16 protein-coding genes and 1 pseudogene are annotated in these 21,757 nt (G+C 59.4%); 8 read left to right on the top strand and 9 right to left on the bottom strand.

Features of this window, described 5'->3' with window-relative positions; genetic code table 11:
- Nucleotides 1-39: 39 nt before the first annotated feature.
- Nucleotides 40-1,587, bottom strand: a complete 1,548-nt coding sequence (locus tag AWM79_RS05925; protein WP_060782396.1) for a sugar ABC transporter ATP-binding protein — start codon at nt 1,585-1,587, stop codon at nt 40-42.
- A gap of 63 nt (nt 1,588-1,650) precedes the next feature.
- Nucleotides 1,651-2,592, bottom strand: coding sequence for a sugar ABC transporter substrate-binding protein (locus AWM79_RS05920; RefSeq protein ID WP_060782395.1), 942 nt, complete (start codon nt 2,590-2,592; stop codon nt 1,651-1,653).
- Between the two features lie 856 nt (nt 2,593-3,448).
- On the opposite strand from AWM79_RS05920, the gene arnC reads away from it, so the two are divergent.
- The 8 genes from arnC (at nt 3,449) to AWM79_RS05880 (ending at nt 12,790) form a co-directional block, all read left to right on the top strand.
- Nucleotides 3,449-4,462, top strand: coding sequence for an undecaprenyl-phosphate 4-deoxy-4-formamido-L-arabinose transferase (gene arnC, locus AWM79_RS05915; RefSeq protein WP_017133903.1), 1,014 nt, complete (start codon nt 3,449-3,451; stop codon nt 4,460-4,462).
- Nucleotides 4,459-6,450, top strand: a complete 1,992-nt coding sequence (gene arnA, locus AWM79_RS05910) for a bifunctional UDP-4-amino-4-deoxy-L-arabinose formyltransferase/UDP-glucuronic acid oxidase ArnA (protein WP_060782394.1) — start codon at nt 4,459-4,461, stop codon at nt 6,448-6,450. Before arnC ends, arnA begins: the two co-directional genes overlap by 4 nt.
- Nucleotides 6,450-7,334 carry a 4-deoxy-4-formamido-L-arabinose-phosphoundecaprenol deformylase gene (gene arnD, locus AWM79_RS05905; protein ID WP_017133905.1) on the top strand — a complete coding sequence of 295 codons (885 nt, stop codon included), beginning with the start codon at nt 6,450-6,452 and terminating at the stop codon, nt 7,332-7,334. Before arnA ends, arnD begins: the two co-directional genes overlap by 1 nt.
- Complete coding sequence (arnT, locus tag AWM79_RS05900; RefSeq protein WP_026013397.1) at nt 7,331-8,980, top strand: lipid IV(A) 4-amino-4-deoxy-L-arabinosyltransferase; 1,650 nt, start codon at nt 7,331-7,333, stop codon at nt 8,978-8,980. The genes arnD and arnT overlap by 4 nt, the downstream gene beginning before the upstream one ends.
- On the top strand, nt 8,977-9,321 hold the full coding sequence (gene arnE / locus AWM79_RS05895) for a 4-amino-4-deoxy-L-arabinose-phosphoundecaprenol flippase subunit ArnE (protein ID WP_017133907.1): 345 nt from the start codon (nt 8,977-8,979) through the stop codon (nt 9,319-9,321). Before arnT ends, arnE begins: the two co-directional genes overlap by 4 nt.
- Nucleotides 9,318-9,725 carry a 4-amino-4-deoxy-L-arabinose-phosphoundecaprenol flippase subunit ArnF gene (gene arnF / locus AWM79_RS05890; protein WP_017133908.1) on the top strand — a complete coding sequence of 136 codons (408 nt, stop codon included), beginning with the start codon at nt 9,318-9,320 and terminating at the stop codon, nt 9,723-9,725. The genes arnE and arnF overlap by 4 nt, the downstream gene beginning before the upstream one ends.
- The gene (locus tag AWM79_RS05885; protein ID WP_060782393.1) at nt 9,722-11,083 is read left to right on the top strand and encodes a UDP-glucose dehydrogenase family protein; all 1,362 of its coding nucleotides are present in this window, start codon (nt 9,722-9,724) and stop codon (nt 11,081-11,083) included. The genes arnF and AWM79_RS05885 overlap by 4 nt, the downstream gene beginning before the upstream one ends.
- A gap of 99 nt (nt 11,084-11,182) precedes the next feature.
- Nucleotides 11,183-12,790, top strand: coding sequence for an ArnT family glycosyltransferase (locus AWM79_RS05880; protein WP_060782392.1), 1,608 nt, complete (start codon nt 11,183-11,185; stop codon nt 12,788-12,790).
- Between the two features lie 84 nt (nt 12,791-12,874).
- On the opposite strand, the gene AWM79_RS05875 is transcribed toward AWM79_RS05880, so the two are convergent.
- From AWM79_RS05875 to AWM79_RS25370, 7 genes and pseudogenes are all read right to left on the bottom strand, one after another.
- On the bottom strand, nt 12,875-14,416 hold the full coding sequence (locus AWM79_RS05875; protein WP_017133911.1) for a M10 family metallopeptidase C-terminal domain-containing protein: 1,542 nt from the start codon (nt 14,414-14,416) through the stop codon (nt 12,875-12,877).
- Nucleotides 14,417-14,523: 107 nt separating this feature from the next.
- A complete protein-coding gene (locus AWM79_RS05870; RefSeq protein WP_017133912.1) occupies nt 14,524-15,879 on the bottom strand; it encodes a TolC family outer membrane protein in 1,356 nt (451 codons plus the stop codon).
- A gap of 1 nt (nt 15,880) precedes the next feature.
- Nucleotides 15,881-17,209 carry an HlyD family type I secretion periplasmic adaptor subunit gene (locus tag AWM79_RS05865; RefSeq protein WP_017133913.1) on the bottom strand — a complete coding sequence of 443 codons (1,329 nt, stop codon included), beginning with the start codon at nt 17,207-17,209 and terminating at the stop codon, nt 15,881-15,883.
- Nucleotides 17,206-19,005: a type I secretion system permease/ATPase gene (locus AWM79_RS05860; RefSeq protein WP_017133914.1), complete on the bottom strand. Its 1,800-nt coding sequence runs from the start codon at nt 19,003-19,005 to the stop codon at nt 17,206-17,208. Before AWM79_RS05860 ends, AWM79_RS05865 begins: the two co-directional genes overlap by 4 nt.
- A 143-nt stretch (nt 19,006-19,148) precedes the next feature.
- A complete protein-coding gene (locus AWM79_RS24160; RefSeq protein ID WP_082712578.1) occupies nt 19,149-19,880 on the bottom strand; it encodes a calcium-binding protein in 732 nt (243 codons plus the stop codon).
- A gap of 560 nt (nt 19,881-20,440) precedes the next feature.
- Nucleotides 20,441-21,265 (bottom strand): methyltransferase domain-containing protein, encoded by an 825-nt coding sequence (locus tag AWM79_RS05845; protein WP_060782389.1) that lies wholly within the window; start codon nt 21,263-21,265, stop codon nt 20,441-20,443.
- Between the two features lie 81 nt (nt 21,266-21,346).
- Nucleotides 21,347-21,757: pseudogene (locus tag AWM79_RS25370) on the bottom strand (hypothetical protein); the annotation flags it as partial.

The following is a 21,757-nucleotide window of genomic DNA, read 5'->3' as shown; positions in this document are numbered from 1 at the left end:
ACCGACAGACCCCGGTATGCGGTGCCCACCTTGATAAAGTCAGTGAATCGCCGAAATACCCGACGCCAGTTGCATCACCCGCTCCGAAGTCGCTTCGCCGCGGTCCAGGACCCCCATCAGCTCGCCTTCATGCATGACCATCACTCGGTCGCTCATGCCCAGCACTTCCGGCAGTTCCGAAGAAATCATGATCACCGCCATGCCCTCGCCGGCGAGGTAAGCGATCAGCCGATAGATCTCGGCCTTGGCCCCGACATCGATGCCACGGGTCGGCTCATCGAGGATCAGCACCCGTGGGTTGGTCATCAGCCAACGCGCAAGCAAGGCTTTCTGCTGGTTGCCGCCAGACAGGGTATCGATACATTGCTCCAGAGACGGGGTCTTGACCCGCAGCTTCTTGCACATGTCCTCGCACAGGGCACGCAGGGCCTTTTGTTGGATAAAACCGTTGCCGACGTAGTGTGGCAATACCGCCATTTCCATGTTCTCCAGCACCGACAGGCAAGGGAACAGGCCGCTGAGCTTACGATCCTCGGTCAGCAGAGCAAAACCCCTCTCGATCGCCAGATGCGGATCGCTGATTCGCAGCAACTTGCCGTCCAGGCGGATCTCGCCACCGCTGGCGGGGGTAATGCCGAACAAGGTTTGCGCAATATTGGTCCGCCCGGAGCCCATGAGACCGGCAATCCCGAGGATTTCCCCGGCATGCAGATCGAACGACACGCCCTGGAATACCCCATCCAGGCACAGGTCCCGTACCGACAACAGCAACTCGCCAATGGGCTTCTCGCGCACCGGGAACAATTGATTCAGCTCACGCCCGACCATCATCGAAATCAGGCTGTCGCTGTCCATGTTGTCGGCCCGCTGCAAGCCGATGTACTGGCCGTCGCGAAACACCGCGACTTCATCGGCGATGCTGAAGACTTCGTTCATCTTGTGGGTGATATAGACGATGCCCTTACCCTGGGACTTGAGGTCGGCGATGATCGAGAACAGGTGAGCGACCTCCTTCTCGGTGATGGCCGAGGTGGGCTCGTCCATGATCAATACGTCCGAATCGTAAGACACCGCCTTGGCGATCTCGACCATCTGCCGTTCCGCGATGCTCAAGTTGCCCACCAGCTCTTGCGGGTCGAGGTCGATACGTAGACGATCGAGTAAGTGCGTGGTGCAACGATGCATTTCGCGATGATCGATCATGTGGAAGCGATTGAGTTGCTCGCGCCCGATCCAGATGTTCTCGGCGATGCTCATGTGCGGCATCAGGTTGAGTTCCTGGTGGATCATCGCGATCCCCGATTGCAACGCCATCAAGGGGGCATCGAAGGTCACTGGCTTGCCACGCAGGCGCAGTTCGCCAGCGTCCGGCGGATAGATGCCGGCGACGATTTTCATCAAGGTCGACTTGCCGGCCCCGTTTTCGCCCATCAGCGCCAGCACCGAACCAGGGCGAACCCGCAACTGTACATTGGACAGGGCAATCACACCGGGGAAGCTCTTGCTGACGTTGATCACTTCCAGCAGGTAGGGCGAACCGCCAGCGGTGGCGTTGACGGTGGACGCAGCAGTCACACTAGCGAGCATGGTTAGGGACTCCTCAGCTCGGGGTGGGCAAGGCGCCACGAACACCCTGCCGGTTTATTGTTGTTATTGAGACGAAGCTTGTTTGAAATCCTTGACGTTTTGTGGGGTGATCAACCTGTACGGCACCCATACCACGGCTTCGACCGGCTCCTTCTTGATCATTTTCATCGCTGTGTCGATAGAGCCGTCGGCCTGGCCCTTTGCATCCTGGAATACCGAGACGGTCATATCGCCTTTCTCCACGGCCCGCAAGCCGTCCGGCGTGCCATCGACCCCGGCGATCAGCACACTGCCTTTCTCCACCCCGGCCTGTTTCAGAGCCATGGACGCGCCGATGGCCATTTCATCGTTGTTGGAGACCACTGCATCGAACTTACGACCCTGGGTCAGCCAGTCATTGGTCAGGTCCATGCCTTTGTTGCGCAACCAGACTCCGGTCTGCTCCTGGTCGATCTTGATGTTCGGGTATTTGGCCAGGACTTCCTTGACACCCTTGGTGCGGTTGGCGGTGGAGTTGTTGGCCAGGTCACCCAGCAGGATCACGATCTCGCCTTTGCCGCCCAACTTGTCGGCCAGGTACTGCATCTGCATCTGGCCGGCTTCCAGGTCGTTGGAAGCGACGCTGACCACGCCCTTGGGCAGGTTCAGGTCGTCGGGACGGCGGTTGACGTAGACCAGTGGGATGCCGGCCTTGACCGCAGCTTCGGTGATTTTCCGGGTGGCAGCGGTGTCCACCGGGTTGACCACGATGGCATCCACCTTCTGACTGATGAAGCTTTCCACTTGGCTCAACTGCTTGACCACGTCACTGCGGGCGTCTTCGAACTGCAGCTTGACGCCCTCGGGTATCGATTGAGCTTTCTTGTCCATGTTCTCGCGCAGGTAGGTCAGCCAGGTGTCGTCGAACTGCGACATGCTGACGCCAATCCTCAGGTCGGCCATGGCCGCGCCGCTGGCGAACAGCAGAGACAAGGCCAGCGAAGCGAAACGAATCTTGGTGTCCATGAATATTCTGTCTCCACAATTGTTGTTGATTTTATGAGGGAAGCCTTTCAGAGCACTCCTTTATTTCAACGCACAGGCACGCTGCCCTTGCGTTCGACAGCACAGCGGCATGAGGTTCCAGAGCGCAAAACGAGGATGCGGGCGCGAGGCACTCGCATGGGCGGTGAGGTGAGGTACGTCGCAGACGCAGTGCGGCAGTGAAGGTTTTCATCGACGGCACCTGTTGTTTTTGTTGGTTCGCCCGCAGCAGACTCAATGAATCTGAATCGGCGAGACATGATAAGTCGGCAACCTGCAAATGACTTTATTGGAAAATAATTTCCATATCAACACTTTTTAGAATTATTTATTCTGCCGAAATGAGAAGTTATTTGCCAATGGTTAGGTAGCCCTTCGTCATGGCCGGGGCCGGCAGGGATTCGTACCGGCGTGCTGCGGGCAACCCCGAGGAACGTTAAGTCCAGCAGATTGAGGCACTCATGGAGGGTGGTCCGTGGCGTGGCGGGGCCAATGAATCATTTCCTGAATACAGGCTGTCTGGATGGCAAAAAGGACAGGTTGTTGATCCATCTTTCATAGGCTTTTCACATTTCAGCGTTTACCGTAGGCCCATGTCCGATCTTATGTCAGGGAGTCTATGAAAATCATGAAGATACCACTCTTGCACAGCAGTGCCTTTCCAGGTTTCAGGCGTTAGTCCCCGGATGCCGATTAATGTATTGGCATCCTTTCATGGGTTGTTCCGTGTCCGCCGCTATGACTGGTACAGGCCGATTGAGGCGTATACGAGTCCGATTTGCCACACGATGACACCGATCATCGTCTGCATTATTGAAACCATTCTGGAAAGAAACCTTTGAAACCTTATCCAATCCAGCGCGTATCGATCGTCATACCGGTCTACAACGAAGAACAGAGCCTGCCCGAGCTGTTGCGTCGTACCCAAGCGGCTTGTGCGCAACTGACCCAGGACGTGGAAATCATCCTGGTCGATGACGGCAGCCGTGATCGCTCCGCCGAGATTCTTCAGGAAGCCGCCGAACGCGAAGACAGCCCGGTCGTTGCGGTCATTCTCAATCGCAACTACGGCCAGCACGCCGCGATCATGGCTGGGTTCGAACAATCCATCGGCGATGTGGTGATTACTCTGGATGCCGACCTGCAAAATCCGCCGGAAGAAATTCCGCGCCTGGTGGAACAGGCCGCGCTGGGTTACGACGTCGTCGGTACCGTGCGCAACAATCGCCAGGACTCGGCCCTGCGTCGCTGGCCGTCGCGCCTGATCAACCTGGCCGTGCAGCGCTCCACCGGGGTAGCCATGAGCGACTACGGGTGCATGCTGCGCGCCTACCGTCGCAGTGTCGTCGATGCCATGCTCGCCTGCCGCGAGCGCAGCACCTTTATCCCCATCCTGGCCAATAGCTTCGCCCGCCACACCACCGAGCTGCTGGTGCAACACGCCGAGCGTGAGCACGGCGACTCGAAATACAGCCCGATGCGCCTGATCAACCTGATGTTCGACCTGGTCACCTGCATGACCACCACGCCCCTGCGGCTATTGAGCATCATTGGCTTCACCATGGCTGGCCTCGGTGTACTGTTCGCGCTGATGCTGATCGTCCTGCGCCTGATCTTCGGTGCCGCGTGGGCCGGTGACGGTATGTTCGTGCTGTTCGCCGTGCTGTTCGTGTTCACCGGCGGCCAGTTCATCGGTATGGGCCTGTTGGGCGAATACCTGGGGCGTATGTATAGCGATGTCCGCGCCCGCCCACGATTCTTTATCGAAAAAGTGTCGCGTAGCCAACCGCGTTCCAGCAGCGCCAGCACTGAATGTTCTTCTACCACTCCCGCCAATCAGGTCGCATCATGAGTCCCAAAGCCGTTGTCTTCGCCTATCACGATATCGGTTGCGCAGGCATCGAAGCCCTGCTGAACGCTGGCTATGAAATTGCCGCGGTGTTTACCCATGCCGACGACCCGAAGGAAAAAACCTTCTACGGTTCCGTTGCCCAACTGTGCGCACTCAAGGGCATCCCGGTGCATGCACCGGAAGACGCCAACCACCCGCTGTGGGTCGAGCGCATCGCCAAACTGAGTCCGGACTTCGTCTTCTCCTTCTACTATCGCAACCTACTCAGTGAAGAACTGCTGAGCATCGCCAAGAAGGGTGCATTCAACCTGCACGGTTCGTTGCTACCCCGTTATCGCGGTCGCGCGCCTGCCAACTGGGTGCTGGTCAACGGCGAAACCGAGACTGGCGTGACCCTGCACCGCATGGTCAAGCGTGCCGATGCCGGCGGCATCCTGGCGCAGAATCGGATCGCCATCGAACGTTGCGATACCGCCCTGAGCCTGCATTCCAAGCTGCGTGACAGCGCCGCCAGCCTCTTGCGCGACGTCCTGCCACAACTGGCTCAAGGCGAGCTGAGCGAAACCGTTCAGGACGAATCCCAAGCCAGCTACTTCGGTCGTCGTACCCCGGCTGACGGCAAACTGGTCTGGAGCAAGCCAGCCGAAGAACTGTTCAACCTCGTTCGCGCGGTCACCCAGCCTTACCCAGGGGCGTTCTGCGCCGTGGGCGAGCACAAGCTGATCGTCTGGGCCGCCGATGTCGTCAAAGGCAACGAAGGCCGGGCGCCGGGCGGGGTGATCAGCGTGGACCCGTTGCGTATCGCCTGTGGTGAAGATTCGCTGCGGATCAATGCCGGCCAGCGCAATGAAAACGGCCTGTTCCTCAGCGGCCCGCAACTGGCCAGTGAACTGGGCCTGGTTGAGGGGTCCGTGCTGCGGGGCGCCGAGTCGGGCCGTAAGCCACGGCGCACCCGTGTACTGATCCTGGGGGTCAACGGCTTTATCGGTAACCACCTGTCCGAGCGTCTGCTGCGTGACGACAAGTACGAAGTCTATGGCCTGGACATCGGTTCCGATGCCATCGAGCGTCTGCGCAGCCATCCGAACTTCCATTTCGTCGAAGGCGATATCAGCATCCACTCCGAGTGGATCGAGTATCACATCAAGAAGTGCGATGTAGTCCTGCCACTGGTAGCCATCGCCACTCCGATTGAATACACCCGCAACCCGTTGCGCGTCTTCGAACTGGACTTCGAAGAAAACCTGAAGCTGGTGCGTTATTGCGTCAAGTACAACAAGCGCGTGATCTTCCCGTCGACCTCCGAAGTCTACGGCATGTGCCAGGACAAGAACTTCGACGAAGACACCTCGAACCTGATCGTCGGCCCGATCAACAAGCAACGCTGGATCTACTCGGTCTCCAAGCAACTGCTGGACCGTGTGATCTGGGCCTATGGCGCCAAAGGCTTGAACTTCACCCTGTTTCGCCCGTTCAATTGGATGGGCCCGCGCCTGGACCGCCTGGACTCGGCTCGTATCGGCAGCTCCCGTGCCATCACCCAACTGATTCTGAACCTCGTGGAAGGCACGCCGATCCGCCTGTTCGACGGCGGCGAGCAGAAACGTTGTTTCACCGACATTGCCGATGGCATCGAGGCCCTGGCACGTATCGTCGACAACGAGAACGATAGCTGCAACGGCCAGGTGATCAACATCGGTAACCCGGACAACGAAGCCAGCATCCGCCAGCTGGGCGAAGAGCTGCTGCGTCAGTTCGAAGCCCACCCGCTGCGCGGCAACTTCCCCCCGTTCGCGGGTTTCCGCGAGGTGGAAAGCAAGGCGTTCTACGGCGCAGGCTACCAGGACGTGGAACATCGCAAGCCGAGCATCGAAAACGCCAAGCGCCTGCTGAACTGGGAACCTAGCGTCGAGATGAGCGAAACCATCGGCAACACGCTGGATTTCTTCCTGCGTGAAGCCATGCTCGAAATCGCGGACCAGCGCTGATGCAGGCTGGACTTCGCATCGATGTGGACACTTACCGTGGCACCCGTGAAGGTGTGCCGCGGTTGCTGGAATTGCTCGACGAGGCCCAGGTCAAGGCGACGTTCTTCTTCAGCGTCGGGCCGGACAATATGGGGCGCCACTTGTGGCGCCTCATCAAGCCGCGATTCTTCTGGAAGATGCTGCGCTCCAAGGCTGCCAGCCTGTACGGCTGGGATATCTTGCTGGCCGGCACGGCCTGGCCGGGCAAGCCGATCGGTCGCGACTTGGGGCATCTGATGCGCCGGACCCTGGCCGCCGGCCATGAAGTCGGCCTGCACGCCTGGGATCATCATGGCTGGCAGGCTAATGCAGGGCGTTGGAGCGCAGTCGAATTGATCGAACAGATCCGTCGCGGTGTCGACTGCCTGAGCGATATCACCGGGCAAGCCGTCGAATGCTCCGCCGTCGCCGGATGGCGTGCGGATGAGCGCGTCGTGCAAGCCAAGGAGCATTTCGGCTTTCGCTATAACAGCGATTGCCGGGGGCACGGCCTGTTTCTGCCAAGGTTGGCGGATGGCAGCCTGGGCACCCCGCAGATTCCCGTGGACCTGCCGACCTTCGACGAAGTCGTTGGCGCGGACCTGGCCGCAGAGAATTTCAACGCATTCATTCTCGACCGGTTCGGCCCGGCGCGACTGAATGTCTACACCATTCACGCAGAAGTAGAAGGGATTCTGATGGCAAGTGATTTTCGTCAACTACTGGCTCAAGCCAGCGCACGCGACATTGAGTTTCAACCCCTGGTCAATCTGCTACCGGCGCAACGTGACCGGTTGCCGGAAGGACGGCTGGTACGCGGCGTTCTTAACGGTCGCGAAGGCTGGCTGGGGGTACAGCAAGGATGACTAGACGCTGGGCTTTGCCATTACTGTTCCTCGCTTTCCTGCTGTTTTACCTGGCGCCGCTGGCAACCAAGGGCCTGTGGATCCCGGATGAGGCTCGCTACGCACAAATCGGCCAGGAGATCCTCCTGCGCGGCCACTGGGCCGCGCCGCATTTCATGGAACTGCGCTACTTCGAGAAACCTATCGCTGGCTATTGGATGATTGCCCTCGGCCAGGCGCTCTTCGGCCATAACCTGTTCGGCGTGCGTTTCGCCTCGGCCCTGAGCACCGGCCTGAGCGTGCTGCTGGTCTACCTGCTGGCCGCACGCCTGTGGAACGATCCACGCAAGAGCTTCGCCGCCGCCATCCTGTTCATGAGCTTTGGCCTGATTGCCGGACAGGCCGGTTACGCCAATCTCGATCCCCAGTTCACCTTCTGGGTCAACCTGAGCTTTATCGCGCTGTGGCTTGCCATCGACAGCACCACGAAAAAAGCCCGTTTGCTGTCCTGGGCCGCGCTGGGTTTCGCCTGCAGTTGGGGCTTTATGACCAAGGGTTTTCTCGCGCTACTGCTGCCGGTGCTGATCGCCCTGCCCTACATGATCTGGCGCAAACGTTTCGGCGAATTGCTCGGTTATGGCCTGGTGGCGGTGTTCGTGGCGGCGTTGGTCAGCCTGCCCTGGGTGATTGCCGTGCATCTCCAGGAGCCGGACTACTGGCGGTTCTTCTTCTGGCACGAACATATCCGTCGCTTTGCCGCCGAAGATGCCCAGCATGGTCGCCCATGGTGGTTCTATCTGCCACTGATGGTCATCTCCAGTCTGCCCTGGGCGGCTTATCTACCGGCCACCCTCAAGGACGCCTGGAAGAGCCGTGGCCAACAGATCAGCGTGTTCCTGTTGCTGTGGTTGCTGCTGCCGCTGGCGTTCTTTAGCCTGAGTCGGGGCAAGTTGCCAACCTACATCATGCCGTGCCTGATGCCGCTGGCCCTGCTCATGGGGCATTCGCTGATGGAGCGCATTGCTCGCGCCGAAGCTTCGGTGCCACGCCTCAATAGCCTGCTCAACCTGGTGCTGGGCCTGCTCGCGGCGGCTGCACTGGTGTTCTTCCAACTGAAGAAGCCCTTCTACCACGACGAGCCCGTTCACCTGACACTGTTGTGCCTGATGATTGCCGGCTGGATTCTGCTCAACGTCATATCGCTGTTCAGACCGCTGAAATACTGGGCCCTTCCTGCCTTGGGCATGGGCTTGTTGGTAGCGCTAGTGCCCACGGCCATGCCCAGCATTGTCGTGCATAACAAGATGCCTGACCAATTCATCGCCGAACATAGTCTGGAATTGAGCAAGAGCCACCGTCTGCTGAGCAACGACCTGGGCGCTGCCTCGGCCCTGGCCTGGCGCCTGAAACGTACCGACATCACGCTCTACAACACCAGGGGCGAACTAAAGTACGGCCTCGGCTACCCGGAAGCCACCGAGCGTACCCGCGACATGACGCAGATCCAGGCCTGGATGGACGATGCCCGGCGTGAAGGCCAGGTCGGCGTGGTGATGCGCCTCAAGGGCGCAGAAGAACAGCGCGAAATCGCCATGCTGCCCAAGGATTACACCCGCTACGAGGATGGCAATATAGTCATCCTGATTTTTCCGCAAAGCGCCTCATGACCCTGCTCCTTGTCCTCGGCGCCTGCCTGCTGACCTGCCTGGGCCAGGTGGCCCAGAAGCTCGCCGTGGAAAGCTGGCGCGAGAACGCCATCGGCCTGCTCGGCAAACTGCGTTCGCCCTGGTTGTGGCTGGCCTTGGCCTGCCTCGCGCTCGGCCTGCTGGCGTGGTTGCTGGTCCTGCAACGACTGGAGGTCGCGATTGCCTATCCGATGCTCAGCCTGAACTTTGTGCTGATCACCCTGGTGGCGCACTACCTGTTCAAGGAACCGATTGATCGCCATCACTGGTTCGGCGTGACGTTGATTATTGCCGGTGTGGTATTGCTGGGGTTGCATCTATGAACCTGTGTCGCGGTTTCACTTTCGCTGGCGCCAGCGTCCTGCTGGTCAGTGGTGCCCAATTGGGTATGCGCTGGGGCATGACCCACTTGCCCGAGCCCAGCCAGTGGTTGGACACACTGATGATCGGCGATATCTCCTGGCTGGCGCTGGGCGTGGTCGGCGCCTCGATCCTTGCCTACGCACTGTCGATGCTCTGCTGGCTGGCCACCCTGCGCGACCTACCGCTGGGGCGTGCCTATTCGTTGCTCAGCGTGAGCTACGCCCTGGTCTACTTGCTGGCCGCCAGCCTGCCGTTCTTCCACGAAAGTTTCAGCCTTTCCAAGACACTGGGGGTGGCGCTGGTCATCCTGGGTGTGCTCACGATCAACTCTCCACGTACACCCCGTCCTAGGGACTCCGTATGAAAATCAGCGTAATGGGTAGCGGTTATGTCGGCCTGGTACAGGCGACTGTTCTGGCCGAAGTGGGTCACGATGTCGTGTGCATGGACGTTGATCAGGACAAGATCGAATTGCTGCGCAAGGGCCATATCCCGATCTTCGAACCAGGGCTGGAGATCATGGTCAAGGCCCAACTGGAAAGTGGCCGCCTGCATTTCTCCAGCGACCAGAAACTGGCGATCGAGCACGGCCAAGTGTTGTTTATCGCCGTCGGCACACCGTCGGACGAGGATGGCTCGGCCGATCTCAGGTACGTTCTTTCGGTCGGCGATGCCGTTGCCCGTTATCGCTTCGAGCCGCTGATTCTGGTGGAAAAATCCACCGTACCAGTGGGCACGGGCGACGCCCTGCGCGCGCATATCGAAACCGCCTTGCGCAAAGCCGACCGCGAACTGGAGTTCGATATCGTCTCCAACCCGGAATTTCTCAAGGAAGGCTCGGCGGTGGAAGATTGCCGTCGTCCGGACCGTATCATCATCGGCTGCGAGCGTGAGGCAGTGCGTGAAGTGATGCGCGACCTCTACGCGCCGTTCAACCGCAACCACGACCGCATCATGTTCATGGATCTGCGTAGCGCGGAACTGACCAAGTACGCTGCTAACTGCATGCTGGCAACCAAGATCAGTTTTATCAACCAGATTGCCGAGCTGGCCGAACACCTGGGCGCGGACATCGAAGCTGTGCGCATGGGGATAGGCGCCGACCAGCGGATCGGTTATCACTTCATTTATCCGGGCTGCGGCTACGGCGGTTCATGCTTTCCCAAGGACATGCGCGCGCTGATCCGCAGTGCCGAGGTAGCCAACTGCTCAAGCGACCTGCTTCGGGCAGTGGACGCCATCAACGAACGGCAGAAACACAAGCTGTTCGACCGTATCAACGCATTCTACAAAGGCGACCTCAAGGGCAAGACCTTCGCGCTCTGGGGCCTGGCCTTTAAACCCAACACCGACGACATGCGCGACGCGCCAAGCCGTGTGTTGATGGAGGCTTTGTGGGCTGCCGGCGCCCAAGTACGGGCCTTCGACCCGCAAGCCATGCAGGAAACCCAACGCCTCTATCCGGACGAGCCGGGCCTGTCGCTGATGGGCACGCCGGAGGCGACCCTGGTCGGGGCCGACGCATTGATCGTCTGCACCGAATGGCAGCAATTCAAGGCGCCGGATTTCGATCGGCTCCAGCAGCGCCTCAAGGCCCCGGTAATCTTCGACGGGCGCAATCTGTATGACGCCAACCGCATGCAGCGCAAGGGCTTTAGCTACTTTGCCATTGGCCGCGGTGCGTCCCTCGATCTACCGGTGACCCGTCACGATCAGGGCTGATCGCTGAGTCGGGGTTACTGGAGATAGACACAGGGCACGGCCATTTCCGAATGGCCGCGGTTTAGTTCCTTGCGGGCCTACCCGCTTTTTTTCAGGTGCATGGCCGTGACATCGACGTGCTCTTCACGCACTACCCTGAATCGGCACTCCCTCGGCCTGGGCCTGATTGCCCTGTTGCTGTTTCTTGCCGGGGTCCATCAGCAAGCCGTCATCGGCTTCGACTCGCGCTTCGTGTTGTTCGCCCAGGAAATGCTCCGTCACGGTCCGGGATTCTTCCCCACCACCTACGGTGAACCCTATCCCGACTATTCGGCGTTCTCGACCTTCCTGGTCTGGCTGTGCGCCCTGCCCTTCGGTGCGGTCAACACTCTCGCGGCCTGGCTACCCAGCGCGCTGGCAGCGGCCTGGATCGTGGTGCTGATGTACCGACTGGTCGCGGGCTACTCGCCACGCTGGGCGTTACTGAGCATCGCCTTGCTGCTGCTGAGCAACACCTTTGTCAGCGAAACCCGTGCCATATCGCTAGACCTGATGTTGGCTGCGGTCGGACTCTCGGTGTTCTACCTGGGCTACGCCGCCGAACATTTCGCCGCACCGAAACGCACTGTGTGGATCTTCGCGCTGCTGGTGCTGGGCTTCGCCATTCGCGGCCCCATCGGCCTGGTGATCCCCACCGGCATGCTCTGTAGCTTCTATCTGTTGGGCGGTCAATGGCGGCGCTTGCTGATGTTCGGCTTTCAGGCCCTGGCTCTGTTGGTCGCCTGCATCGGCCTGCTGCTCTGGCTCGCCTGGCTCGACGGCGGCGACCTCTTCCTCGCGGAAGTGATCCGCATGCAGTTCATCGGGCGGATGGACGGCAGCGAAGGTTCCAGCGGCGTGCTGTATTACTTCACCAGTTCGTTGGGCAATTACGCACTGGCCTACCCGCTGGCGGTACTGGTGGTTGCCGCGCTGCTGGCAAACGCTCGCCGGCAGCGTGGGCCAGCCCTGCAACTGGTTCTGCATTGCTTGGCAGCCGGCCTGATCGTGATGCTCGGGCTGTCCGTGCCGCAGGCGAAGAAGGCTCGATACATCCTGCCGATGCTACCGATGCTGGCGATTGTCGCGGCCTTCCCGTTCCATGCGATCCAGGGGCGGCTGTTCACCTGGTTGCGTGGTTTGATCCAGGGGATCTGGCTGATCCTGCCGAGCTTGCTGATCGCTGGGATGATCATGCTGCACCGGCGCTTTCCCGAAGCGTTGCCGACGCTGGGATTGGTACCCTGGCTGGTGGGCGCCTTGCAAATACTCGCCATGGCCTTGTTGTTCAAGGCCCGTTGGCGGGCTCTGGGCCTGGCGGGTTGCGCGGTGCTGGCGCTATGGGCGAGCTACATTCTGGTGGTCGAGCCCGTCGAACGCGCGGCCTACGACACCCGGACCTTCACCCGTGCCGCCCTGCAACTGATCCGCCATGACCCGGCGCCCGTGATCCTGCACGCCATGGGCAAGGACGCGAAAGCAATCAAGTTCATGGTCAATCTGGACGAGGACCTGCAACCGCTGTTTACCGACACGGCGGACCAGCTCCGGGCCGTGACCGGCCCGGCATGGCTGGTAATGGATAAGCAGGATTACCAGAAGCTGCGAGGTTCGCCGATCGGCGCCCTGGTGCCAGTGCTGGGCGGGCGCTTCGACAAGAACGATTTTGTGCTGTTGAAACAGCATTAGATCGCTGATTGCTCACTCCGTTCGCGCCTTTCAGCGTCTCACCAAAAGAGAGAAGCACCTGAATGCCAATCTCTTTGTATCACCTCATACCACGATATCCGTCACCGCTGCCTGACCTACCGTGGTAACCAGGAAATCCGTCTTCCCGGTCCCAGCGAAGTCGATTTGCAAGGTAGCCAGACCCGTCTCCAAGTCATGGCTCAATATCGCCTCGCCGGCCTGACCGGTAAGTGCCTTGACGAACTTCAGATTCGCCCCTTGGGTGATCCCGGACAGGTCGATCTTGTCTTCGCCGCTGACAAAGTCCAGGATCCAGTCCGACTCTCCAGAGGCCGAATCCGCCACCGCACCGAACACAAAGGTGTCCTGGCCGGCGCCACCGCGCAGCAAGTCGGCGCCGCCAGCGCCGTAGAGAATGTCGTTGCCGGCTCCCCCGGTAATTTCGTTGGCCAGCGCATTACCGATCAACAGGTCATGGCCAGAACCGCCAATCGCATTCTCCACCGCAACACCTTTGGCAATAGACACATTGCCCACCAGGCCCGCGACATCGGAGAAAGAAAGCTCATTGAGGTTGATTTTCTGGTCCTGGAAAAAACCGGAAAAATCCAGCGTATCGTTGCCACCGGCATCCCAGACTGCAAATAGAGGCCTGTCCGCAGAGGACGTAGCACTCAGAAAGTCGCGACCGGTATTTGAATTGAAGCCATAAATCGTGTCATCGACACGGGTATTCATATTGGCGCCGTAGAGCTGCTGGATGGCGGCGATATCATCCATCAAGGGTGCGGAGGAATGTGTTCGCAGGTGATCAACGGGAAAGAAATAGTTCATGTAAGCCTCACGCACAACCGCAACCGGTGTTCCCAACAGCATGCCCAACGGTGAATAGTTCTCCATCAGGTAGGCACCATAGTCGTCACTGAAATCATGTCCCGCGTAGTTTTCCGACCAGTAGCTCATGACGCTATAAGCAACGGTATCCTGCGCATAAACCGCATCGTGCTGATAACCCAGCGGGGTCGAGTCGCTGGCATTGTAATCACCCGGATGCTCAAGTCCCAGGGCATGGCCTATTTCATGGCCCAAGATAAACCGCGCAAGATTATTAACAGCCGGCGCCTTGTTGATATCGTTCGCCTCATTGACCTTTGCCCAAACATAGGAAGTCTGATCAGTACGGCTAAAGAAATTCTGAGTGAACGCCGATTCGCCGGAAGCGTCGTGGTTAATCTGGTAGTTGCCAAAATACAGATGACCATCGCAGCCACCGGAATGACTTTCCTGAAAGCTCACATTCGCCAGGTCCGCCCAGGACTGCATCGATAACTTGGTTTGATTCTGTTGCTGCGGGTTGAATGGCGTAAATCCATCCAGATCGAAGATACTGGCAAGTCTTGGCCCGTAGGGAAGATCCAGGAACTCATAAGTAACATCGATTCTGCCATCGCCATCCAGATCCTGAAAACCCGCCGCATTACGAATCAATGCCGCTGCCGCCTGATCGTTCGAATAGGAAAGTTTTTGCTGATGGAACACATCCGCATTGCGATCGGACGCCACCTGAAAATGTTTGACCTGCAGGTAGGCAGGACTTGTTTGAGCAAAAATTTTGGCTGTCAGCATAATGAAGTCCTTTTTCACAAAGCAAACCAATAGAGCATGGGCACCACAAAAAAGCGGCGCACGTATTCAATGATTTATCTCATGAAAAATCCTGTCGAAATCGCTCACTAAGGCTCCCGCCCGGTGAAAGCTTCATCAACTCTGGCCAGATGGGTTTCACCCAAGGTGCCGGCGTAGTAATGCAACTTGGTCCAGGCCATCAGGTAGTCGTAGCGCGCCTGCGCCAGATCGCGGCGGGTGCTGTAGAGCTGCTGCTCGGCGTTCAGTGCATCAAGGTTGACCCGCTCGCCACCGAGGATGCTTTGCCGGGTGGAAACCACCAGGGCCTCGGCCGAGCTCAGCGCCTTCTGGTAGGCTCGCAGCCTGCTCACCCCCGACAGGCAAGCGCTGTACTGTCGACGCAGTTCGATCAGGGTTTCGCGGGTCTTGCCGTCGAGTTCGTACTCGGCCTGTTCCAGCTTAGCGCTGGCCTGGCGCACCGAGGCGGACACTGCGCCGCCGGCAAACAGCGGCACATTCACCTCGATGCCGATGGTGTGGGTGTCGTAGCGCTGGTTGTAGGTATTGCTGTTGTCGGACTCGCTCTTGCGCAGGCTGGCATAGGCATTGATCTTCGGCAGATGTCCGGCGCGATGGCGCTGGACCTCGTAGCGCGCTGCTTCCAACGCCTGACGCTGGGACGCCAGGGTTGGATTGTTGCTCAGCGCCAGTTGGTGCCAACTGTCGAAGTTCGCAGGCTCCAGCGCGAAGGCCTGAAAAGCCTGGCTCAGGGGCGCCAGGTCGGCCACGCCGACCGTCGGTACGCCGATCAACGCCCCAAGCTCGCGCAAGGCGGCATCCTGAACGTTGCGCGCTTCGATCTCTTCGGCAGTGGCCAACTCGTAACGTGACTCGGCCTCGAGGATATCGGTGCGGGTGCCCTCGCCGTGCCGAAACAGATGCTCGCTCTGCTGGAACTGCTGCTCGAAAGCTTTCTTCTTGGCCTGGGCGATTTCGATCTGCTCCTGGGCAAACAGCGCCTGGGTGTAATAGGTCAGCACCCGCACCAGCAATTCCTGGCTCTTGCCGCGAAAGATCTCGTCAGCGAACAGTGCTTGGGCCACGCCCTTGCGGTAGCTGGCATAGGCCTCGTAGTCGATCAAGGGTTGTTGCAGCATCAACGCCGAAGCGGAGCTGGTGTAGTGTCGGTCCTCATGGCTGTTGCCGCGCTCGTTGAAGTAGGTCGCCCGAGAGTCGTTGCGCCCCTGATTGTAGTTGTAGGACAGCCGTGGCAGCAGCCCCGCGCGGCCAATGGCACGGTTCTCCTGTCCGGCATCGCGCTCCTTCAGGGCGCCGAGAAATAGCGGATCGTTACGCAGCGCCTGTTCATAGACCCGGAACGGTCCCATGGCCTGGCAATCGAGGGAAATGAACAACAGCAGGACAGCGGCCAGGCACAGCGGTTTTTTTATCGAGCACAACATCCTATTCCTCAATCAAGGCAGAACTCGCACGGTCCAACAGGGGTTTGAACAGATAGTTGAGCAGCGAGCGTTCGCCGGTACGCACGAACATCTGGGCCGGCATGCCCGGCTTGATCACCAGCCCGTTGAGTTGCTCCAGGGCCAGGTCGCTGACCGAACTGCGCAGTACGTAATACGGCGCCCCGCTCTTCTCGTCGAGCAATTGGTCGGCGGAAACCAGGCTGACAATCCCGCTGACCCGGGGTGTGCGGTTCTGGTTGAAGGCGGTGAAAAGGATGTCCACCGGCAACGCGGTGCCGACCTTGTCCACCAGATTCACCGGCAAATGCCCCTCCACTTCCAGGCGCTCGCTTTGCGGCACAATTTCCAACAAGGTCTCGCCAGCACGGACCACTGCTCCCTCGGTATGCACGCTCAAGTTGACCGCGATGCCTTCGGCCGGCGCGCTGACCTCGCTGTGCCGCAGCTCGAAACGGGCGGAAGTCAGTTGCTGCTCCAGAGTTAGGGTTTTCAATTGGGCATCGGCCAACTGGCTGCGCACCTCCTTCTGATACTCCTCGGTGTGCTGCGCCAGCTTGAGCCGCGACTCGAGGATCGCCTGCTCGACCCGACCGCTTTCGCCGGTGTTCTGCGCCAGGTCCTGCTGCACCTGCGACAACTGGCGCTCGTACTCCATCAGCCGGTTGCCGGGGATATAGCCGTTGTCCGCCAGGGGGCGCAGGTTATCCAGTTGATGCCGCAGGGAGTCGGCGCGTGCCGTCATGTCGGCACGAGCCCGGCGCATGCCCGCCAGTTGCGCGGTAGCGCCTTCGATAGCCGCACCGATACCCGCCTGTTCACGGGAAAAAGCCTCGCGGCGGCTGCTGAATAACTGTCGCTGACCTTCGAGTACCAGGTTCAATTGAGGGTCGGCATCGCTGCTCAGTTCAACCGGGAAATGCACTTGCACCAGATTATCCCGCTCGCTCTGCCAGCGCGCTTGGCTGGCCCAGGCCATGCGGTACTGCGCCCGCAGGGACTGGACATCGGCCGAGCGCTGGGTCTGGTCGAGGCGAAACAGCGGTTGCCCCTGGCGCACCAGTTGTCCTTCGCGTACCAGAATCCGCTCGACCACCCCGCCGCCCAACGACTGCACCGCTTTGCGCTTGCCGGAAACCACCACGGTGCCCTGCACCGCGATACCCTGGTCCAGTGGCGCCAGGGCCGCCCAGGCAAAAAAGCCACCGGCGCCCAACAGCGCCAGCCACCAGCCAGTCCGGACGAAAAACCCTGCGTCACGCTCTGGGCGCTCCAGGGTATTGTCACACTGCATCAGGTTGTCTTGGATCATGCTCCGCTACTCCGTGTCGGTGCGCGGTATTGTCGACTCAAGGTCAACTCGTCCGGTGTGCAGAGCGGTTCATCAGGCGGAGATGGGACTGCCTGAGGAGAAGCGGCCTGGGCGGTGGCGGACAGCGCCTTGAGCACCTGCGCGCGAGGGCCGAAGGTCTGCATCCGACCGTCGTTGAGCACCAGCAACTTGTCCGTCTGGGCCAGCGAAGTGGAACGGTGAGTCACCAGGATCACGCTGCTGCCCTGGGCCTTCAGTTGTGCGATAGCAGCGCTCAGGGCGGCCTCGCCCATGGCATCGAGATTGGAGTTCGGCTCGTCGAGAACCACCAGGCGCGGGCCGCCATACAGTGCCCTGGCCAATGCCACCCGTTGTTTCTGCCCGCCGGACAGGCCGCCGCCAGCGTCGCCGAGCACCGTGTCATAACCCTGGGGCAGGCGCAGGATCAGTTCGTGCACTCCGGCCTGGATCGCCGCCGCGACCACCTTCTGCGGGTCGGTGTCGCTGAAACGGGCGATATTCTCGGCGACCGTGCCACTGAACAGTTCAATCGCCTGCGGCAGATAACCAATGTGCGGGCCTAGTTGGTTGCGGTCCCAACGATGGATATCCGCACCGTCCAGGCGCACCACACCACCCAAGGTCGGCCAGACGCCCACCAGCACCCGTACCAGGGTCGACTTACCAGAGCCGGAGGAGCCGAGCACTCCAAGCACTTCGCCCGCCTCCAGCTTAAAACTCACCTGATGCAAGGTCGCGCCGCGCCTGCCGGGCGGACCGGCACTGACCTGCTCGAACGTCACTTGCCCCTTGGGCTCGGGCAGGCTCATGGGTGATGCCGCTTCGGGATACTCGCGTAATAACTCGTCAAGCCGCTGATAAGCCAGCTTGGCGGTGCTCCACTGTTTCCACACGGCGATCAATTGATCAATCGGGCTCAACACCCGGCCCATCAAAATAGAACCGGCGATCATCATTCCGGCACTCATATCGCCCCTGATTACCAGCAATGCTCCCAGGCCCAACACCAGCGATTGCAGACACAGGCGCAGGGACTTGCTCAGCGAGGTGACGATTGCTCCGGTGTCGCTTGCCTGGTTCTGGCGAGCGAGAAAGCGCGAGTGAATCTGGAACCAGCGTGTGCGCAGGGCACCGAGCATGCCCATGGCCTGGATGGTCTCGGCGTTATGCAGGTGGCTGGTGGCCAACTGGCTGGATTTCTGCGAATAACCGCTGGCTTCGCGCAACGGCTTTTTGCTCAGCGACTCGTTGAGGCAAGCCAATGCGATCAACAGCAGCGCGCCGACGCTGGCGAAGACCCCGAGCCAGGGATTGAACAGGAAGATCACCAACAGGTAGATCGGAAACCATGGGGCATCGAAGAAGGCAAATAACGCCGGTCCCGTGAGAAACTGGCGGATATGGGTCAGGTCGCCCAGCGCCTGGCCGGCGTGGCCTTCCCCACGAAACAGATTACGCTCGAACGCCGCCTGGTAGACCCGCAGGTTGCAGCGTCGCTCCAATGCACTGCCGATGCGGATCACGATAAAGCTGCGGATCGTTTCCAGCAGCCCGATAAAGGCAAAGAACCCGACCACCATCAGCGTCAGCATCACCAGCGTGGTTTCGTTCTGTGAGGTCAGCACCCGGTCATAGACCTGGAGCATGTAGATCGAAGGAGCCAGCATCAGCAGGTTGATCAGGGCGGTGAAACAACCGACGCTGATTAGAATATTTTTATAGTCGCCCAGCACACGGAACAAAGGGCTGTCGGCAATCGTTTGCAACGACTTCATTGATCTTCCCTGATAGACCTGATTTCAAGAGACAGCAGTGATACGGCCACCACACCGTCGATCCACGACGGCTGAATGGCTCGATCATGAGTCCTCGCTACACCCTCGGAAGCAGCGCCGGTGCGCTGCTCGTCACGGTCCCATCAGGCGACGATGTCTGTGACCGCCGCCTGGCCAACCGTATAGACGCGGAAATCGACCAGCCCGTCTCCAGAGAAGTCGACTTGCAGGTCGTAACCCAGCATGGCCTCACCTGCCCGCCCGCTGAATGTCTCGACAAAATGCAGGCCCGCGCCCCCGGTGATGCCCGTCAGGTCGATAGTGTCCTGACCGCTGACAAAGTCCACGATCCAGTCGGCCGCGTCCGGTGTCGAGTCCGCTACGGCCGAGAACAGGAACGTGTCGCGCCCTGGCCCGCCAGACAACCAGTCGAGGCCTGCTCCGCCATCGAGCAGATCATGGCCGTTTCCGCCATTGAGACTGTCTTCTCCGTCACCGCCGTGGAGCACGTCATGACCCGTGCCGCCTGCCAGGGTGTCATCGCCGGCACCGCCCTTGAGCAGGTCGTGACCAAGACCGCCATGGAGATGGTCATCACCGTCACCGCCATCGAGGACATCGTGGCCAGCACCACCCTCAAGGGTGTCATCGCCATTTTCACCGTAGAGCGTGTCATGGCCGGAGCCGCCTTTCAGGCGATCATTGCCGTCGCCGCCGTAGAGACTGTCGTGGCCGGCGCCGCCGATGATCCGGTCGTCACCACTGCTGCCCAAGGTGCGGTCTTGCAGTTCTGTCGTACCGGAGAGTGACCCGGCATCGGCTTTGTTCGGCGAGCCCTGAACGACCGTCGCTGTGTTGGAATAGGGTGTTGTCACTGGAAATCCTTAAATCTTGAAAAAACATACGGACCACGATTTTTCAGCAGGCGGCAAACGCTGCCTCCTGTGTCCCCAACTCAGGCCACTGTGTTGGGATGAAGAAGACTCATGCTAGATCCTTGAGGCATGAAAAAATCTATTCGAATAGACCGTGGTCCGATCACGAGAGCGCACATTGGACTGATTCTTGCCTCGAGGTACCTGTAAATAACGCTCACCCGGCGGTCAAATGCCCATTTATCAAAAAGGCCATCTGACTCGGGTTCAACTCTTAATAAGAAAAGTCGACACGACAGCTCCGCGATCAGGACCGCTAAGTCAGATGATTCGCAACGACGACCAAACGCCGCACCGTGACCGGCTGTCCTGGGAAGCCTGAGCTATCTCTATGACGACACCCTATCAGCCGCCAATGCCAACTGCCGTCGTGCCGGAACGACGGATCGCAGGCGCAGGTGGCAGCCAACACCATTCATGGCCGATACCGAGGCCTACAGCGATGGGCGGGGTCGGGCGGTTCCGTTTCCATGTCACGTCGGGTATCGCCGCCTTCGCGCTCAAACAGTCGCTAGAATGAAAATCCGCTTGAACGGAAACAGGGTGCATCCATTCCCTTCCGGTGGGTAATCCTGATGAATACGTGGCAGATAGTGATCGAGAAACCTTTGCCGTTCTTGCTCGTCCAGTGCCCGCAGCACTGGACGTAGTGCCGAGACCTTGACCCAGTCGAAGATCGGTGAGTTGCCCTCGACTATCTGTAAGTGCTCTGTTTCCCAGATATCCACGTCCTTGGTCAGCGGAGCCAACAAACGATAGTAATCGTCTAGTGACAGCACCGAACGCTCGGCCATAGACCGTCGCAGTTGCAAATCCCCCAGTGGTCCGTTATTGATGCCGCCGTGCTCAAGGGTTTCCAGCATCAATTGATACCAGGGTGCATCACGCCAGTTGGGCATATGCGCCGCCAGGCAGCCACCGGGATTGAGTTGTGTCAATAGATGTGGCAGCAACACCTTGTGATCTTTGATGAAGTGCAGCACCGCCGCTGCAAACAACAGGTCTGCTCGCTGATCGGCCTTCCAGACTTGTAGGTCGCATGCCTGCCAAAACGCTTTGATTGGCAAACTCTTGGCTTCTTTAAGCATCTCCGCCGAGCTGTCCACACCCGTCAGATCGGCCTGTGGCCAGCGCGTGGCCAACAATTGAGTTGCAATCCCGGTGCCGCACCCCAAGTCATAGATTCGTTTAGGATGTTCTAGACTGACCTGGTTCAACAACTCCACCACTGGCCGTTCTCGTAGACGGGCAAATTTGAGATATGCCTGGGGGTCCCATAGGGTATTGGCAGTCCTTGCCGTTGACGGCTGAGGCTTGATAATCATGAGCTAGTCCTTTAGGTGAAAGTTGCTTTCCAATGACATGCCGTGTTCCAAATATCAGTGCTACTCCACAATGGGTGCTCGTCATACCCTGCACAGGGCTGCGCCCCTAGGCGGATTTCGGTAGCGATGCGATGGGTCGCAACCGGCCTTTTCGAAGTAGGCGATACGCCGCTCCGGATCGACTTTACCCAGGGTAAAATCGCCCTGAAAGCGGATGTTTTTCTGCTCGAAGATACTTGGCACAATCTCGCCAGTTGGTCGCTGTAAGCACCAGAAATTATGCTGGAGCAGAGTGGTAGTAGCGTAGGTGTAAATAATTTCAAGTTTATTTCGGACACTACGACAACGCAGGAAATCGTCGAGCATCAAGATCGTCTCCAGCGGAGCGATACCGCATGTTTGCTGACCAAATGGTTGGAGAACATCGTGCCACCAACCCCTGCACCGACAATAATAATCTGCTTGCCCATTCTTCACCTTCCTTGGTCTAAG

The organism is Pseudomonas agarici (assembly GCF_001543125.1).
In the GTDB taxonomy this organism is placed as follows: domain Bacteria; phylum Pseudomonadota; class Gammaproteobacteria; order Pseudomonadales; family Pseudomonadaceae; genus Aquipseudomonas; species Aquipseudomonas agarici.
This window is presented reverse-complemented; position numbering and strand designations above follow the sequence as displayed.